A 16,812-nucleotide genomic window follows, 5' to 3' on the forward strand; every position below is an offset into this window, starting at 1 on the left:
GCTTGCCGGGCGGGGGCCCCGAGTCATCATCGAAGGTGCGGCGGCCGTGCGGAGGCCGTCGCGGGAAAACGGCGTTACGAAGCCGGAGCCTCTGCCGGGCGGATGTAGAGCCGCTGACCGATCTCGGCCGCCTGCTGAACGATCCGGTTGACGGAGGCCGCGTCCACGATCGTGCTGTCCACTGCGGAACCGTTCACGTCGTCGAGGCGCATGATCTCGAAGCGCATGGGGCTTCTCCCTTCGTCCGGGTGATCCTCCAACGGAGAACTGTGATGCGAGGGTCTGGACCCAGTTTCGCCCTCGTACGCGGAAGCGGGAGTTGCCCGTCCGTTACGAGTGGATTGCGAGAACTGAGGTAACCCCGCTCCGAATGGGTACAACGAGTTGCCCTGAGCAAACATTCCCTTGGCTAAGGAAAACTTTCAGCGCCCTAAGTACTTGACAGGCGGAGCCGTCACGTCTCCTCGCTCCCCGCGCGCACCTGTGCACCACCCCGCGCGGTTGTGCGCGCCCCGCGCCGATCGGGACAATGAGCCCCCTATGAACCAGGAATCCGTGGACATCGGCGCCCGAATCGACCGTATCGACCGGCTCCTCGCCCAGATCGCGGGCGAACTCGCCGGGGCCGCGACGCACGCGATCTTCGTCGACGCCGGTTATCTCTACGCGGCTGCCGGACGGCTCGCCGCGGGTACGGAGGACCGCAAGGGCTTCGAACTCGACGCCCAGGGCCTGATCGACGCGCTCGTCGACTGCGCGAGCCACGTCTTCCCGCACAGCAGACTCCTGCGTGTCTACTGGTACGACGGCGCCCGGCGCCGTATCCACACCGCCGAACAACAGTCCATCGCCGAGCTGCCCGACGTCAAGGTGCGTCTCGGCAATCTCAACGCCAACAACCAGCAGAAGGGCGTGGACTCCCTCATCCGCGGCGACCTCGAATCCCTCGCCCGGCACCGCGCCATCGGGGACGCCGTCCTCCTCGGCGGCGACGAGGACCTCGTCCCCGCCGTCGAGGCCGCGCAGGACTTCGGCGCGCGCGTCCACCTGTGGGGCATCGAGGCCCCCGAGGGCCTGCGCAACCAGGCGGACCCGCTCCTGTGGGAGGTCGACACACAGCGCACCCTCGACCTCGCCTTCCTCAAGCCGTACGTGAACCGCCGCACCGTCGTCACCTTCGACGACGCCGTCGTCCCCCGCCCCACCTGGGACGACGTCCACTTCGTCGGCAAGCGCGTCGCCGTCACCTGGTACAGCACCAAGGGCCCCGAGGCCCTCGCCGCGCTCCTGCCCGGGCCCTACCTCCCCGGCCCGGTCGACCAGGACCTCCTCATCGAGGCCGAGGCGCTCCTCCAGTACTCCCTGCGCGCCCAGCCGGACCTGCGCCGCGCCCTGCGTGACGGCTTCTGGGAGCACGTGCGGACCCTCTTCCCGACGCCGGACAGCGGACCCGAGACGGGGGTGCGGGGCTGAGGCGCGGGGCGGCGGGGATACGCCTCACGCCGCCGGGCGCGTGTCCCGGAAGGTACGTCGTCGGGTGAGCGTCCCGGAGGTCACGTCGTCGGGTGCGCGTCCCGGAGGTCATGCCGCGGAGTGCGTGTCCCAGAAGGCGAGCAGCGCCTGTGCCGTCTCCTCCGGGCGGTCCGTGTTGGGCGAGTGCCCCGCGCCCGCGACGCGGGTCCTGCGCGCCCCGAGCCGCAGCGCCATCGCGTCCAGCCACTCCACCGGCCACGTGTCATCGCTCTCGCCCGACACGACGTGCACCGCGACGCCGCTCGCCGCCAGCTCGGCGACCCGGTCCGGCTCCGTCGCCAACTGCTTTCCCGTGGTGAGGAGTTGCACGGTACGCGTCCGGAGCCACCGCTCCCGCATCCGCTGGTCCCGCTCGGTGACCGGGCGCGCGGCGACCTCGGCGGCCTCCGGCGACTCCAGGGCCGCCATCGCCTCCCACACGGCGCCCTTCTCCATCGCGCCGAGCGCCTGCGAGAGCAGCGCGAGCTTCTCGATCTGCCCCCGCGAGGTCGCCGCGGGCCCGGCGGACATGATCGTGAGGCTCGCGAAGAGGGCGGGCTCGGCGATGACGGCGGCGCGCGCGATGAGCCCGCCGAGCGAGTGCCCGAGCAGGTGCGCACGGCCGCCGAGCGCCCCCACGAGCGCGTGCACGTCGGCGGCCAGCTCCTCGGGCGCGTACGCCTCGGGCGCGTCGGGGCCCTCGGTCTCGTACTGCCCCCTGCCGTCGACCGCCACGACCCGGTACCCACCGGCGCCGAGCGCGGGCAGGAGCGGCAGGAAGTCCTCCTTGCTCCCGGTGAAGCCGGGCAGCAGCAGCGCCGCGGGCGCCCGCGCCTCGCCGGTCGCGAGCGCGGCGAAGTCCCCGCGCGCGGTCGCGAGGACGAGACGCTCTGTGCCGGGCGGAGGGACGAAGGTCGGCGGCCTGCTCATGGGACGGAGGCTAGCGGGCGGCGCCCGGCTTGTCGCGGGCCGGTGGGGGAGGCGTGCCCGGCGCGGACAGCACGCGACCCCGGGACCTTCGCGCAGGTCCCGGGGTCGTTCGTGCGGTCACGGTCTTCCGGCCGTGCGCCCGCCTCAGTCCTCGGCGGTATCGGCCGCGGGGCGGCGCGTACGCGTCCGGCGGCGCGGCTTGCGCGCGGCGCCCGCGCCCTCGCCGGACTCCGTGGCGGCGGCCGCGGCGACAGGCTCAGCCGCCCGCTTCTGCTCGGGGACCTCGGTGCCCGGGCGGGCGACGGCGGTGGCGGCCGAGCGGGTACGGCGGCGGCGCGGCTTGCGCGGCGCCTCGTCGCCGCCGTCACCGGCGGCCTCGGTGCCCTGCTCGCCCGTGGTGGCGGCGACGGGCTCGCCGTTGCGGGTGCGACGGCGACGGCGCGGGGCCCTGGGCTCGCGCTCCTCCTCGGCCTTCTCCTCCGTACGGGAGTCCTTGCGGCCCTCCGTACGGGCGCCACCGCGACCGCCCGCGGGAGCGGAGCCACCGCGCTTGCCGCGGCCGCCCGTCTCGCCCAGGTCCTCGACCTGCTCGGCGTCCAGCCCGGCACGGGTGCGCTCGCTGCGCGGCAGCACGCCCTTCGTGCCGGCCGGGATCTTCAGCTCCTCGAAGAGGTGCGGTGAGGTCGAGTACGTCTCGGCGGGGTCGGGGAAACCGAGGCCGAGCGCCTTGTTGATGAGCTGCCAGCGCGGGATGTCGTCCCAGTCGACGAGCGTGACAGCCGTACCCGAGCGGCCCGCGCGGCCCGTACGGCCGATGCGGTGCAGGTAGGTCTTCTCGTCCTCGGGCGTCTGGTAGTTGATGACGTGCGTGACGCCCTCGACGTCGATGCCGCGCGCGGCGACGTCGGTGCACACGAGCACATCGACCTTGCCGTTGCGGAAGGCGCGCAGGGCCTGCTCACGGGCGCCCTGGCCGAGGTCGCCGTGCACCGCGCCCGCGGCGAAACCACGGCGCTGGAGCTGCTCGGAGATGTCGGCGGCCGTCCGCTTCGTACGGCAGAAGATCATCGCGAGCCCGCGGCCGTCGGCCTGGAGGATGCGCGCGACCATCTCGGGCTTGTCCATCGAGTGCGCGCGGTAGACGTGCTGCTCGGTGTTGGCCACCGTGGCGCCCTCGTCGTCGGGCGAGGTCGCGTTGATGTGCGTGGGCTGCGACATGTAGCGGCGCGCCAGCGCCACGACGGCACCCGGCATCGTCGCGGAGAAGAGCATCGTCTGCCGCTTGACGGGCAGCATCGCGACGATCTTCTCGACGTCGGGCAGGAAGCCGAGGTCGAGCATCTCGTCGGCCTCGTCGAGCACGAGGGCCCGCACCTTGCTGAGGTCGAGCTTGCGCTGACCGGCGAGGTCGAGGAGACGGCCCGGGGTGCCGACGACGACGTCCACACCCTTCTTGAGCGCCTCGACCTGCGGTTCGTAGGCACGGCCGCCGTATATGGCGAGGACGCGCACGTCGCGCACCTTGCCGGCGGTCTGGAGGTCGTTGGTGACCTGCGTGCACAGCTCGCGGGTCGGCACGACGACGAGGGCCTGCGGGGCCTCGCTGAGCTTGTCCGGGGTCGCGCGGCCGGCCTCGACGTCGGCGGGCACGGTCACGCGCTCAAGGAGCGGGAGGCCGAAGCCGAGCGTCTTGCCGGTCCCGGTCTTGGCCTGGCCGATCACATCGGAGCCGGACAGGGCGACGGGCAGGGTCAGTGACTGGATGGGAAAGGGGGAGACGATGCCGACGGCTTCCAGCGCCTCGGCCGTCTCGGGGAGAATCCCCAGGTCCCGAAAAGTCTGCGTAGTCAGGATGTTGCCTCTTCGTTAAGGCGGTACGAGGAAGCATGAGGGGTCTTGACCGTGCCGCGGACCGCCGGCCGTGTAACGGGGACGGGCCGGGTCGCGTCGCGGGACCTCTGCCCACGCTCACAGCGCTCATACCGCTGAGGGCCCCTCGACAGTCGTGCGCGCCGGGGGCGCGAGCGGCCGGGAGGGCTGTCGGGTCGGAGCCGATCGGGCCACCGACCGGGCATCCTCGGTACACCCGCTGAACATATGGGCATATTCGGCGGGCTCCTTTACCACCATACCCCCAAAGCCCGCAGGCGTGTCGGCCGAAGGCCACACGTAGTGGTCATCACACCTGTCGGCCGCCCGGGTGCGCGCCCCCTGGGGCGGGCTATTGTGCGCTCATGGAGACGCCAGACACCGCCGCCGCGACCACCGCCCGCGACTGGGCCGCGAGCTCCGTCGAGCCGCACTACAGGGACGCGGTCGTCGACCTCCTGGGCGCCCTCGCCTACGGCGAGCTGGCCGCCTTCGAGCGCCTCGCCGAGGACGCGAAGCTCGCCCCGACGCTGAAGGACAAGGCGGAGCTGGCCAAGATGGCCTCCGCCGAGTTCCACCACTTCGAGAAGCTGCGCGACAGGCTCACCGAGATCGACGCCGAGCCCGCCGAGGCGATGCAGCCCTTCGCGACCGCGCTCGACGCCTTCCACCAGCAGACGGCGCCCTCGGACTGGCTGGAGGGCCTCGTCAAGGCGTACGTGGGCGACTCGATCGCGAGCGACTTCTACCGCGAGGTCGCCGTGCGTCTCGACACGGACACGAAGGACCTCGTGCTCACGGTCCTCGCCGACACGGGGCACGCGGACTTCGCCGTCGAGAAGGTCCGCGCGGCGATCGAGGCGGACCCGCGCGTCGGCGGCCGGCTCGCCCTGTGGGCGCGCCGCCTGATGGGCGAGGCGCTCTCGCAGGCCCAGCGGGTCGTCGCCGAGCGCGACGCCCTCTCGACGATGCTCGTCGGCGGACTGGCGGACGGCTTCGACCTCGCGGAGGTGGGCCGCATGTTCTCGCGGATCACGGAGGCGCACACGAAGCGGATGGCGGCGCTGGGGCTGGCGTCCTGAGGACGGGCGCGGCGAGAGCGTGAAGGCAGGGACCCCGGGCGGGGCGACGGCCTCGCCCTCCTGACGGTTTTCGGCCATTTTCCGGCCGCTCAGGCGGGGGCGCCCTCGCGTGGTCGTTCGGCGGCGAGGGACTCGGGGCGGGGCAGGAGCGAGAGCAGTGCCGCGGTGAGCGCGGTCGCCGCGAGGAGAGTCAGCGGCAGGTGCCCTGGGCCGAGGGAGCTGTGCGCCACGAAGGCGCCGAAGAGGCCGCCCACGCCGCCCGTCGCGTACACGAGCGCCTGATGCGGCAGCCGCCCGGGCAGCCGGTGCAGCGTCAGGGCGGCGAGCACGAGGCCCAGCGCGGCGGCCCCCACTGCTTCCACGATCATCCGGTCCTCCCGGTGGCGACAGGGCAATTCGGTCGAAGCCGTCCTACCCCCGCGGGTAGGGCCCAACCGCGTGAAGCCTCGGGGAACAGGGGTTCGAGAAGTCGCCCGCCGGGCGGAGGCCGACCCGGTCCCGACGTTCTTCCCCGGGTCTGCTGCGCCGCTGCCGGGGAGCGGTCGGCCGCGACGACGTCGTCCAGCGGGAACCGCCTGTCGACGGCCGGGCCGAGCGGGTGCCCGAAGCCCGTGCACCGGTGCCCCGCGACCGGGCCGGACGGGCGGGGGCCGGGCGCGGGTCGAGCCGGCCGACGGTGACGAGGGTCCCGGTGAAGCACGCGGCCGCCGTCGCACCGGCGCCTACCGCGTCGATGATCCCCGTCCCTTCGCGGCCCGGCCGGGCGTGCGGGAGGCGGGCCGGCAGCGGGGCGGTGCCACGGCGGACCGGGTCGTCGAGCCCGTCGACCGCGAACGCCTCGATCCTGACGCGTACCCCGCCGGGGCACACGGCGACCGATCGCACGGGGGGCGCCCCCCAGCACGCAGAAAGGCGGCCCCCCGTGGGGGACCGCCTTTGTCACGCCCGCCGAGGGGCGCTCCGGGCTCAGGCCACGCCGAAGCCGACCTTGCGGGGAGTGGACTCGCCGATCTCCACGTACGCGAGCTTCGCGGCGGGGACGAGGATCTTGCGGCCCTTGTCGTCCTCCAGGCTCAGCAGCGGGGACGTGCCCCCGAGCGCGTCGGCCACGGCCTTCTCGACCTCGTCGGCGCTCTGCCCGCTCTCCACAACGATCTCGCGCGGCGCGTGCTGCACGCCGATCTTGACCTCCACGGCTATGTCCCTCCGACGGTCACCGATGTGCGCGACACAGCGCGCCGTACGCGCCCCACATTAGCCCGGCGAGGGGACCCCGCTGAGCGGAGCCCGGCACGCCCTGAGCGAACACGCGCGGCGCGCGCGGCGTCGCGCCGTGCGTGCCGCGCCGCCGCGCCCCCTCAGTCGCCCTGCGCCTGCTGCTCGCTCCCGTACAGCGGGAAGCCCGCGATGCCGCGCCAGGCGAGCGAGGCGAGCAGCTGGACCGCCGTGTCGCGCGGCACGCTGCGGTCGCTGTGCAGCCAGGAACGGGCCACGACCTGCGCGAGGCCGCCGAGCCCGGAGGCGAGCAGCATCGACTCGTCGCGCGAGAGCCCGGTGTCCTCGGCGATGACCTCGCAGATCGCCTCGGCGCACTGCACCGTCACGCGGTCCACGCGCTCGCGCACCGCGGGCTCGTTGGTGAGGTCCGACTCGAAGACGAGCCGGAAGGCGCCGCCGTCGTCCTCGACGTAGCTGAAGTAGGCGTCCATCGTCGCCCGCACGCGCTGCTTGTTGTCGGTCGTCGAGGCGAGCGCCGTGCGCACCGCCTGGAGCAGCGCCTCGCAGTGCTGGTCGAGCAGCGCGAGATACAGGTCGAGCTTCCCGGGAAAGTGCTGGTAGAGGACCGGCTTGCTCACCCCGGCGCGCTCGGCGATGTCGTCCATCGCCGCCGCGTGGTAGCCCTGCGCGACGAAGACCTCCTGCGCCGCGCCGAGGAGCTGGTTCCGGCGCGCGCGGCGCGGCAGCCGGGTGCCCCTCGGGCGTGCTGCCTCTGTCTGCTCGATGGCGCTCACGCCGCCTCCCAGGATCGTTGCCTTCGCGGAACGGTGCCCGCGCCCGCCATCGTACTTTTCGGTAACCGCCCTGTGCGCGCCTTGCGGCAGCTTTTCACCAGTCGGACACGGGGTTCGTGCTGGTCAGGGCGGTGTCGGAACAGTACGGACGGGTTTGGGCAGGGTACGGCGGTACGGGGACGCGCGGCGCCTGTCGTGGCGGGGGCCCGCCCGGGCGTTCCCGGTGCGGGCGGCGCCGTCAGCGGTACTCCTCCTCGTCCTCCTCCACGATCAGCTCCTGTTCCACGCGGTCCCCCTCGTCCACGGGCTCGCCCTCCCTCCGCTCCAGCGGCGAGCGGGCCTCCTCCGCCTCCGCCGGCACGTCGGAGTCGACGACGGCCTCGGGGTCGTACTCCTCCTCGAACGTCTCGGGCTCCTCCGGGTCGGCCGGAGTTTCCTCGGCGCCCAGGTCCTGCGGATCGATCGTCATGGCACTCGCCTTTCGGGCCGGGGTGGCACGGGGCGGGCGGAGCACGGACCGCGGTGCTTCGTCCTGGTTGTCAGGGTACGTCCCTTACGTACCCGGGTGTGACCGCCCGCACAGGCTCCCGGTGCGTGACCCTCTCGTAACATGACCGCGTGTCCCCGGAACCGTCTTCCCTGCCCGCAGCCGCCGAACCCCGGGTCGGCTCCGTCCCCCTCGCCCCCGGTGAGGAGCTGCGCACCCTCGACCTGCCGGGGCGCACGCTCGCCGTGCGCTCCGTGCCGCCCCCGCGCGAGGGGCTGCCGCCCGCCCTGTACGTGCACGGGCTCGGCGGCTCCTCGCTCAACTGGTCGGCGCTCCTGCGGCTGCTGCGCGACGACCTCGAAGGCGAGGCGCTCGACCTGCCGGGCTTCGGGGAATCCCCGCCGCCCGACGACGGCGATTACGGCATCTCGGCGCAGGCCCGCTCCGTCGTCGCGCTCCTGGAGGCGCGCGGGCGCGGTCCCGTGCACCTCGTCGGCAACTCGATGGGCGGCGCCATCGTCACGCGGGTCGCCGCGGCCCGCCCCGACCTCGTGCGCACCCTCACGCTCGTCTCGCCCGCGCTGCCCGAGATACGGGTGCAGCGCACCGCCGTGCCCACCGGGCTCCTCGCGGTCCCCGGTGTCACCGCGCTCTTCAACCGCCTCTCGCGCGACTGGACGGCGGAGGACCGGGTACGGGGCGTGCTCGCGCTCTGCTACGGCGATCCCCGGCGCGTCGACGAGGCCGGGTTCCGGCAGGCGGTCGCCGAGATGGAGCGGCGCCTGACGCTCCCGTACTTCTGGGACGCGATGACCCGCTCGGCACGCGCGATCGTCAACGCGTACACGCTCGGCGGGCAGTACAACCTGTGGCGGCAGGCCGAGCGCGTCCTCGCCCCCACGCTCCTCGTCTACGGCGGCAGGGACCAGCTCGTCTCGTACCGCATGGCCCGCAAGGCGGTCAGGGCCTTCCGCGATTCCCGGCTGCTGACCCTGCCCGACGCGGGGCACGTCGCGATGATGGAATACCCCGAGGCCGTCGCGGGGGCGATCCGTGAGCACGTGGCACGGAGCGGGCGGGCCGACTGAACGCGCCGGGTAGCGTGCTCCCTGCCGGGCGGGGGGAGCTTTCCGTGAATACGGCGATTTCGCCCCGTACGGCGCGTACGTTGCCCTGAGCGGGGCGGACGAGGCGGGCGGGGGCGCGTAGGTTGCGGGGGAGCAGGGCGCTCCGCGGACGGACCGCCGGACGAGGTGGCAGAACGCCGGGCACGGGTGCCGGGCGGGGAACACAGCGAGACGACAGCGCGAGACAGGAAGCCGAGGGACCGCGTGGGACGACACCGCCGTCCGCCGAACCCGCAGGACCGCACGCCGGGCACGGCACCCGCCGCGCCTGCCCCCGACGTCCCGCGCGCGCGGCCCCGCGAGGCCCCCGAGCGGAGCGCCCCGGTCGCCGCGCGGCGACCGGCGCCCGAGGCGGCGCGGCGGGCACAGGCCCCCGAGCCCGCGCGGCCACCGGCACCCGGGGCCGCGGAGCGCCCGGCGACCGGTGGCGCGGGCCTGCGTCAGCCCCTGCCGCCCGCCGTCCCGCACGCACGCGGCCCGCACCCCGAGGCCGGCGAGTCCGCGCGGCCAGGGCCGAGCGAGGGGCTGCTCGGCGCGGGGGAGCAGGGGGACACGTACGGCGGTGGCCCCCGGCGCGAGTACCTCGACGCCTTCGACCGGCCCTTCGGCGCGCCCGCCACCCCCGCCCGCGCCGAGGGCGCCCCGCCCCGCGCGGGCGACGAGGACGACGTCGACCTCTTCACGCCGCGCGCCAAAGCCCCGCAGCCCAGCACCCCGCAGCCCGCGGCCCCGCCGTCCCCCGGCGCCGCCTCCGGTGACGGCGAGGGCGAGCCCCCCGCGCCCGCGCCGGGGACCGGGAGCGGCGGCCACAGGGGGCGGCTCATCGCCGGGGCCTGCGCCGCCGTGCTCACGCTCGGTCTGGCCGTCGTCGTCTCGGGGCAGCACCACGAGGGCGCCGCGCCGCTCGACGCGAAGGCGCGGGCCGCGCACCCCTCGGTGGACGCCAAGCGCTCCGTGCCGAGCGAGCGCCCCTCGCCGTCGGCACCGCCCACGTACGACGAACTCATGGGCCGCACGTACCCGCTCGCCGCCGACGCCAAGGGGCCGGGCACCTTCACGACCGTGCCGGGCAGCGCGCGGGCCCCGCGCAAGGGCGCGCAGCTGCTCAGCTACCGCGTCGACGTCGAGGACGGGCTCGGGCTCGACGGACAGCTCTTCGCCGACGCCGTGCAGAAGACCCTCAACGACGACCGCAGCTGGGCCCACCAGGAACAACGCGCCTTCCAGCGGATCTCCAAGGGCAGGCCCGATTTCGTCGTGACCCTCGCGAGCCCCGGCACGACCGCCGACTGGTGCGCCAAGTCGGGCCTCGACACGACCGTCGACAACGTCTCCTGCGACTCGGCAGCGACCCCCCGCGTCATGATCAACGCCTACCGCTGGGCGCAGGGCTCGACGACGTACGGCGACGCGATCCACCCGTACCGGCAGATGCTGATCAACCACGAGGTGGGGCACAGGCTCGGGCACAACCACGTCAGCTGCACCCGGAACGGACAGCTCGCGCCCGTCATGCAGCAGCAGACGAAATTCCTCGATCACGACGGCATCACCTGCCTGCCCAACCCCTGGCCCTACCCGAAGAGTTGACCGGGGGCAGGTGGGGCGCCCGGCCCGGGGTGGCCCGAATGTGACCGTTCTCGCTTTGACACCCGTTCGTCTATCGATCATATTTTTTCGCATGTCGAACGCCCGCATCACGCCGCAGTACGCCTTTGAGCTCGCGCTCATCGGTGTCACCGCGCTGTGCGTGGCCGACATCATCTGTAGCTGACCCCAGCGTTCCCCCGGCGCCCGCCGTCCCTTCCGCGGCCCCGCGCCGGCTTCTCTCGCAACGCTCCGGGTCGCACCCCCGTCGCCCTGCCCCGTGCCAGGGCGCGCGGCCGCTCGCAACCACCCCCGGAGCGCCCCCACTCCGGCCCGTCGTGCGTGCCGCTCGTTCAAGGAATTCCGCATGTCCCGTCACCCCCTGCCCGGCTCCGCCCGCAGATCCGTCCGTACGCGCGGGGCCGCCGCGCTCGTCGTGAGCCTCGTCCTCGCCGGTGGCCTCGCCGCCTGCGGCCCCGACGACAACGGCTCCTCGGACACCGCCAAGAGCGGCGGTACGGGGGCGAGCGGCGCCCCGCACAAGGGCGGCACCCTCACCGTCCTCAACGCGCAGCCCACCACCGACTTCGACCCCGCCAGGCTCTACACCTCCGGCGGCGGCAACATCCCCTCGCTCGTCTTCCGCACCCTCACCACGCGCGCCCGCGAGAACGGCGCCGCCGGCTCCAAGGTCGTGCCCGACCTCGCGACGGACACCGGGACCCCGAGCAAGAACGCCACGGTGTGGACGTACCACCTCAAGAAGGGCCTGAAGTACGAGGACGGCTCGCCCATCACGAGCGCCGACATCAAGTACGGCATCGAGCGCTCCTTCGCCGGTGAGCTGTCCGGCGGCGCCCCGTACCTGCGCGACTGGCTCATCGGCGGCGCGGACTACCAGGGCCCCTACAAGGACAAGAGCGGCAAGGGACTCGACTCGATCGAGACCCCGGACGACCTCACGATCGTCTTCCACCTCAACAAGCCCGAGGGCGAGTTCCCCTTCCTCGCCACGCAGACGCAGTTCGCGCCCGTGCCCAAGGCGAAGGACACCGGCACGAAGTACGAGAACCACCCCGTCTCCTCGGGCCCGTACAAGGTCGTGACGAACGAGAACGACGGCGAGCGCATCACCCTGGCGCGCAACAGCAACTGGTCCGCGGCCACCGACGACCAGCGCAAGGCCTACCCGGACAAGATCGACGTCCGCTCCGGCCTCGACTCGGCCGTCATCAACCAGCGACTTTCGGCCAGTGTCGGCAAGGACGCCGCCGCGATCACGACCGACACCAACCTCGGCCCGGCCGAGCTGGCCAAGGTCACCGGGGACAAGAAGCTCGCCTCGCGCGTCGGCACCGGGCACTTCGGCTACACGAACTACCTCGCCTTCAACCCGAAGGTGAAGCCCTTCGACAACCCGAAGGTCCGCGAGGCCGTCGCCTACGCCGTCAACCGCACCTCCGTCGTCAACGCGGCCGGTGGCTCCGCGCTCGCCGAGCCCGCCACGACCTTCCTGCCCGACCAGAAGTCCTTCGGCTACACGAAGTACGACCCCTTCCCCGCCGGGGACAGCGGCAACCCGCAGAAGGCCAAGGAGCTGCTGAAGGAGGCCGGTTACCCCAAGGGCCTCACCATCACGCTCTACCACAACAACGCGAAGAACTTCGCGACGAGCCCCGAGGTCGCCACCGCGCTCCAGGACGCGCTCGCCAAGGCCGGTATCAAGGTCACGCTCAAGGGCCTCGACTCCAGCGACTACAGCGACACCGTCTACAGCGTGAAGACCGAGCCCGGCGCCTTCCTCGCCGGGTGGGGCGCCGACTGGCCCTCCGGCGGGCCCTTCCTCGGCCCGATCTTCGACGGCCGCCAGATCGTCAAGGACGGCTACAACTTCAACTCCGGCCGCCTGAACGATCCTTCGGTCAACAAGGAGATCGACGAGATCAACAAGGTCACCGACCTCGACGAGGCGGCGAAGCGCTGGGGCGCGCTCGACAAGAAGATCGGCGAGCAGGCCCTCACCGTGCCGCTCTTCCACCCCGTCTACAAGCGGCTCGTCGGCACCGACGTCAAGAACGTCGTGATCAGCGACTGGACGGGCGTGCTCGACATCTCGCAGGTCGCGGTCAAGTAAGGCCGCACGCGGGGGCGGTACGGACCGGCGCGACCGGTCCGTACCGCCCCCGGACCCGTCCCCCGCCCCGGTCCGTCCACCCGGCCCGGGCCCCCGATCCCCCCTCACGGCGGTACCCCTCACCATGTCCGAAGCACTCCTCACCGCCGGTGGCGGCGGGGCCCCCGCCGGGCCCGCGCCCGGGGCCCGCACCTTCTGGCGACGCCTGCGCGCCCGCCGCTCGGCGCTCCTCGCCGCCGGCGTCGTCCTCCTCCTCGTCCTCGTCGCCGTCCTCGCCCCGCTGCTCACCGCGCTCGAAGGCCAGGACCCGACGACGTACCACCCCTCGCTCGTCGACTCGGCCACCGGCGGCGTCCCGATCGGCTCCTTCGGCGGCGTGAGCGGCAGCCACTGGCTCGGCGTCGAACCGCAGACCGGCCGCGACCTCTTCGCGCGCCTCGTCTACGGCGCCCGCGTCTCGCTCGGCATCGCCTTCTTCGCGACCACGATCCAGGTGGTACTGGGCGTCGGGCTCGGCCTCGCCGCCGCCCTCGGCAACAAGCTCGTCGACCAGCTCATCAGCCGCGTCACGGACATCACCGTCGCCCTCCCGATGAACATCCTCGCGCTGGCCCTGCTCGCCGTGGCCCCCGGCTTCCTGCCCCGTGCGGTGCTCCTCGCGCTCATCATGGGCCTCATCGGCTGGACGGGGACCTCGCGCATCGTCCGCGCGCAGGCCAAGTCGCTCGCCGCGCTCGACTACGTCGCCGCCGCGCGCCTGAGCGGCTGGCGCACGTGGCGCATCGCGCGCCGCGAACTGCTGCCCTCGCTCGCCGCGCCGGTCATCGGCTACACCGTGCTGCTCTTCCCCGGCAACATCATCACCGAGGCCGGGCTCTCCTTCCTCGGCGTCGGCATCATCCCGCCGACACCCTCGTGGGGGCAGATGATCACGGACGCCAACACGTGGTACCAGGCCGCGCCCACCTACCTGCTGCTCCCCGCCGGGCTGCTCTTCCTCACGGTCCTCTCGCTCACCGTCTTCGGCGAGGGCGTCCGCACCGCACTCGACCCGCGCGCCGAGTCGCGGCTCGCGACGGGGACGCGGAAGCTGCGGAACCGGCTGCGCGGCGACCGTACGAAGGACGCGGCCCGGGCCCCCCGTACCGCAGCGCCCGCCGCCGTACCCGCCCCGCGCGACGACGAAGGTGACGCCCGATGACCCGCTTCCTGATCCGGCGGCTCGTCGGCGCGCTCCTCGTGCTGCTCCTGCTCTCCGCCCTCGTCTACGCCCTCTTCTACGTCATCCCCGGCAACGTCGCGCAGACCATCTGCGGCCCGCGCTGCTCGCCCGCGCAGGTCGCGCAGGTGCACGACAGGCTCGGGCTCGGCGATCCCGTATGGGCCCAGTACTGGCACTTCCTCCAGGGCATCTTCGCGGGCCGCGACTACTCGACCGGGACCGGCAGCGAGCACTGCGGCGCGCCCTGCCTCGGCATGTCGTACCGCAGCGGACAGCCCGTCACGACGCTCATCGCGAACAAGCTGCCCGTCTCGGGCTCGCTCGTCGTCGGCGCCTTCGTGCTGTGGCTGATTCTCGGTGTCGGGACCGGGATTCTCTCCGCCTGGCGGCGCGGGCGGCCCACCGAGCGCGTCCTCACCGGGATCACGCTCGCCGGGACGGCGACGCCCGTCTTCGTGATCGGGCTCGTGCTCATCATCATCTTCTGCTCGACGCTCCAGTGGCTGCCCTTCCCGACGTACGTACCGTTCTCGCAGGACCCCGAGCAGTGGGCGTGGAACCTCGTGCTGCCCTGGTTCTCGCTCGCGCTCATCGAGTCGGCGAAGTACGCGCGCCTCACGCGGAGCGCGATGCTGGAGACCCTCGCCGAGGACCACGTGCGCACCTTCCGCGCCTACGGCGTCAGCGAGCGCTCCCTCGTCGTGCGGCACGCGCTGCGCGGCGCCTTCGCCCCCGTCATCGCGATGAGCGCGCTCGACGTGGGCACGATGTTCGGCGGCGCGACCCTCACCGAATCGCTCTTCGGCATCCCCGGGCTCGGGCGCGCCCTCGTCCAGGCCGTGCAGGTCTCCGACCTGCCGGTCGTCGTCGGCGCCGTCCTGGTGATCGGCTTCTTCGTAGTCCTGGCCAACGCCGTCGCGGACGTCCTGTACGTGGTGGCCGACCGACGGGTGACCCTCGCATGACCGTCTCCGACGAGCCTCTGCTCGATGTACGCGACCTCACCGTCGACTTCGGGGCGCTGCGCGCCGTCGACCACGTCTCCTTCAGCCTCCGCGCCGGGGGCGCGCTCGGCATCGTGGGGGAGTCCGGCTCGGGCAAGAGCGCGACCGCGTACGCCCTCCTGGACCTGCACCGCGGTACGGGCGCCGAGGTCGGCGGCAGCGTACGGGTCGCCGGGACCGACGTACTCACCGCCTCCGACGGAGACGTGCGGAGACTGCGCGGCGGCACCGTCGCGATGGTCTTCCAGGACCCGCTGTCCTCGCTCGACCCGTACCACGCGATCGGCGACCAGATCGCCGAGGTCGCCCGGCTGCACAGCGGCGCCTCGCGGCGGGCCGCGCGCGCCCGCGCCGTCGACGTGCTCGACCGGGTCGGCATCCCCGACGCGGCCAGGCGCGCCCGCTCCAGGCCGCACGAGTTCAGCGGCGGGATGCGGCAGCGCGCCCTCATCGCGATGGCGCTCGCCTGCGCCCCTCGGCTCCTCGTCGCCGACGAGCCGACGACCGCGCTCGACGTCACCGTGCAGGCCCAGATCCTGGACCTGCTGCACGAACTGCGCACCGACGAAGGGCTCGGGCTCGTCCTCGTCACGCACGACGTGGGCGTGGCGGCGGGCAGCGTCGACGACGTCATCGTCATGAAGCAGGGCCGTGTCGAGGAGCGCGGACCGGTGCGCGAGGTACTCGGCGCGCCCCGCGCGCCCTACACGCGCGCCCTGCTCGGCGCCGTCCCCAGGCTCGACGGGCCGGTCGCCCGCAGTCTCGAATCCGAGGGCGAACCACTCCTCACCGCACGCGGGCTGACCAAGGTGTACGGGCGGGGGCCGCGCGCGGTCACCGCGCTCGAAGGCGTCTCGCTCACCGTGCGGCCCGGCGAGAGCATCGGCATCGTCGGCGAGAGCGGCAGCGGCAAGACGACGCTCGGGCGGATGCTCGTCGGGCTCCTCGAACCGAGCGGGGGCACGGTGTCGTACGGGGGCGCGGCGGCCGCGCGCGAAGGGCGCCGCCCCGCCGTGCAAATGGTCTTCCAGGACCCCGCGTCCTCGCTCAACCCGCGCCGCGGCATCGGCGAGTCCATCGCCGACCCGCTGCGCGCCCGCGGCGACCGCGACGAGGCCGCGATCCGCGCCCGCGTCGAAGGGCTCCTCACCCGCGTCGGCCTCGACCCCGCCCAGTACGACCGCTACCCGCACGAGTTCAGCGGCGGCCAGCGCCAGCGCGTCGGCATCGCCCGCGCCCTCGCGCCCGAACCCGCCGTCCTCCTCGCCGACGAGGCCGTCTCGGCGCTCGACGTCACGACGCAGGCCCAGGTCATCGCGCTGCTCGACGAACTGCGCCAGGAACTCGGCCTCGCCCTCGTCTTCGTCGCCCACGACCTCGCCGTGGTCCGCCAGGTCAGCGAACGCGTCCTCGTGCTGCGCGCGGGGAAGCTCGTCGAGGAGGGCCCGGTCTCCCGCGTCTACGGCGAGCCGGCCGACCCGTACACGCGCCGGCTCCTCGACGCGGTCCCGGTCCTGGACCCGGCCGACGCGGCGCGACGGCGGGCGCGAAGGCGCGCGGAGCGCGCGCGAGGGCACGCGGAGGAGGCCGCGGCGGTCTGACCCCGCGCCGGGGCGGCGGACGTCGCCGTACGCCGCCGAACGGAGCAGTGGCGGGCGCCTCGCGAGGGGCGCCCGCGGGGTCTCGCGCCGGGCCTCGCGCGCACGTACCCCCGCTTTCGCGCCCCTAAAACGCCCCCGCCCGGGAATGGTTACGACTCTTCACCCCTTCCGGTGGTCCGACGGACAACCGTCCGCCGGACCCCCCATACCTGCGCATACCTTCGTCCCGCTGTGGGTCGCCGACC

17 protein-coding genes are annotated in these 16,812 nt (G+C 73.5%); 9 read left to right on the top strand and 8 right to left on the bottom strand.

Annotated features, from left to right (window positions below; genetic code table 11):
• Nucleotides 1-74: 74 nt before the first annotated feature.
• On the bottom strand, nt 75-227 hold the full coding sequence (locus tag ACQYWQ_RS21030) for a hypothetical protein (protein WP_431036606.1): 153 nt from the start codon (nt 225-227) through the stop codon (nt 75-77).
• Between the two features lie 313 nt (nt 228-540).
• Here ACQYWQ_RS21030 and ACQYWQ_RS21035 point away from each other — a divergent pair, with 313 nt between their 5' ends.
• Nucleotides 541-1,473: an NYN domain-containing protein gene (locus ACQYWQ_RS21035; RefSeq protein WP_431036607.1), complete on the top strand. Its 933-nt coding sequence runs from the start codon at nt 541-543 to the stop codon at nt 1,471-1,473.
• A 108-nt stretch (nt 1,474-1,581) separates the two neighbouring features.
• On the opposite strand, the gene ACQYWQ_RS21040 is transcribed toward ACQYWQ_RS21035, so the two are convergent.
• Together ACQYWQ_RS21040 and ACQYWQ_RS21045 are read right to left on the bottom strand one after the other, a co-directional pair.
• A complete protein-coding gene (locus ACQYWQ_RS21040; RefSeq protein ID WP_431036609.1) occupies nt 1,582-2,442 on the bottom strand; it encodes an alpha/beta fold hydrolase in 861 nt (286 codons plus the stop codon).
• 144 nt (nt 2,443-2,586) lie between these two features.
• The gene (locus ACQYWQ_RS21045) at nt 2,587-4,164 is read right to left on the bottom strand and encodes a DEAD/DEAH box helicase (RefSeq protein WP_431036611.1); all 1,578 of its coding nucleotides are present in this window, start codon (nt 4,162-4,164) and stop codon (nt 2,587-2,589) included.
• A 512-nt stretch (nt 4,165-4,676) separates the two neighbouring features.
• Between ACQYWQ_RS21045 and ACQYWQ_RS21050 the strand changes: the two genes are divergently transcribed.
• A complete protein-coding gene (locus ACQYWQ_RS21050; RefSeq protein ID WP_431036612.1) occupies nt 4,677-5,393 on the top strand; it encodes a ferritin-like fold-containing protein in 717 nt (238 codons plus the stop codon).
• Nucleotides 5,394-5,482: 89 nt separating this feature from the next.
• On the opposite strand, the gene ACQYWQ_RS21055 is transcribed toward ACQYWQ_RS21050, so the two are convergent.
• From ACQYWQ_RS21055 to ACQYWQ_RS21075, 5 genes are all read right to left on the bottom strand, one after another.
• On the bottom strand, nt 5,483-5,761 hold the full coding sequence (locus tag ACQYWQ_RS21055; RefSeq protein WP_431036613.1) for a hypothetical protein: 279 nt from the start codon (nt 5,759-5,761) through the stop codon (nt 5,483-5,485).
• Between the two features lie 43 nt (nt 5,762-5,804).
• Complete coding sequence (locus tag ACQYWQ_RS21060; RefSeq protein ID WP_431036614.1) at nt 5,805-6,278, bottom strand: alcohol dehydrogenase catalytic domain-containing protein; 474 nt, start codon at nt 6,276-6,278, stop codon at nt 5,805-5,807.
• Between the two features lie 81 nt (nt 6,279-6,359).
• Nucleotides 6,360-6,587: a DUF3107 domain-containing protein gene (locus tag ACQYWQ_RS21065; protein WP_030999696.1), complete on the bottom strand. Its 228-nt coding sequence runs from the start codon at nt 6,585-6,587 to the stop codon at nt 6,360-6,362.
• A 164-nt stretch (nt 6,588-6,751) separates the two neighbouring features.
• Nucleotides 6,752-7,405: a TetR/AcrR family transcriptional regulator gene (locus ACQYWQ_RS21070; RefSeq protein WP_431036616.1), complete on the bottom strand. Its 654-nt coding sequence runs from the start codon at nt 7,403-7,405 to the stop codon at nt 6,752-6,754.
• Nucleotides 7,406-7,643: 238 nt separating this feature from the next.
• Nucleotides 7,644-7,874, bottom strand: coding sequence for a hypothetical protein (locus ACQYWQ_RS21075; protein ID WP_431036617.1), 231 nt, complete (start codon nt 7,872-7,874; stop codon nt 7,644-7,646).
• Nucleotides 7,875-8,023: 149 nt separating this feature from the next.
• Between ACQYWQ_RS21075 and ACQYWQ_RS21080 the strand changes: the two genes are divergently transcribed.
• The 7 genes from ACQYWQ_RS21080 to ACQYWQ_RS21110 all read left to right on the top strand — a co-directional run bounded on the left by ACQYWQ_RS21080 (nt 8,024) and on the right by ACQYWQ_RS21110 (nt 16,567).
• The gene (locus tag ACQYWQ_RS21080) at nt 8,024-8,980 is read left to right on the top strand and encodes an alpha/beta fold hydrolase (RefSeq protein ID WP_431036618.1); all 957 of its coding nucleotides are present in this window, start codon (nt 8,024-8,026) and stop codon (nt 8,978-8,980) included.
• A 243-nt stretch (nt 8,981-9,223) separates the two neighbouring features.
• Nucleotides 9,224-10,609, top strand: coding sequence for a DUF3152 domain-containing protein (locus ACQYWQ_RS21085; RefSeq protein WP_431036620.1), 1,386 nt, complete (start codon nt 9,224-9,226; stop codon nt 10,607-10,609).
• A gap of 91 nt (nt 10,610-10,700) precedes the next feature.
• A complete protein-coding gene (locus ACQYWQ_RS21090) occupies nt 10,701-10,793 on the top strand; it encodes an Ms4533A family Cys-rich leader peptide (RefSeq protein ID WP_431036621.1) in 93 nt (30 codons plus the stop codon).
• A 180-nt stretch (nt 10,794-10,973) separates the two neighbouring features.
• Nucleotides 10,974-12,740, top strand: a complete 1,767-nt coding sequence (locus ACQYWQ_RS21095) for an ABC transporter substrate-binding protein (protein ID WP_431036623.1) — start codon at nt 10,974-10,976, stop codon at nt 12,738-12,740.
• A 124-nt stretch (nt 12,741-12,864) separates the two neighbouring features.
• Complete coding sequence (locus ACQYWQ_RS21100; RefSeq protein ID WP_431036625.1) at nt 12,865-13,941, top strand: ABC transporter permease; 1,077 nt, start codon at nt 12,865-12,867, stop codon at nt 13,939-13,941.
• Nucleotides 13,938-14,927, top strand: a complete 990-nt coding sequence (locus tag ACQYWQ_RS21105) for an ABC transporter permease (RefSeq protein WP_431036627.1) — start codon at nt 13,938-13,940, stop codon at nt 14,925-14,927. Before ACQYWQ_RS21100 ends, ACQYWQ_RS21105 begins: the two co-directional genes overlap by 4 nt.
• The gene (locus tag ACQYWQ_RS21110; protein WP_431036629.1) at nt 14,924-16,567 is read left to right on the top strand and encodes a dipeptide ABC transporter ATP-binding protein; all 1,644 of its coding nucleotides are present in this window, start codon (nt 14,924-14,926) and stop codon (nt 16,565-16,567) included. Before ACQYWQ_RS21105 ends, ACQYWQ_RS21110 begins: the two co-directional genes overlap by 4 nt.
• Nucleotides 16,568-16,812 lie beyond the last annotated feature (245 nt).

This window comes from Streptomyces sp. P6-2-1, from assembly GCF_050613165.1.
Taxonomy (GTDB): domain Bacteria; phylum Actinomycetota; class Actinomycetes; order Streptomycetales; family Streptomycetaceae; genus Streptomyces.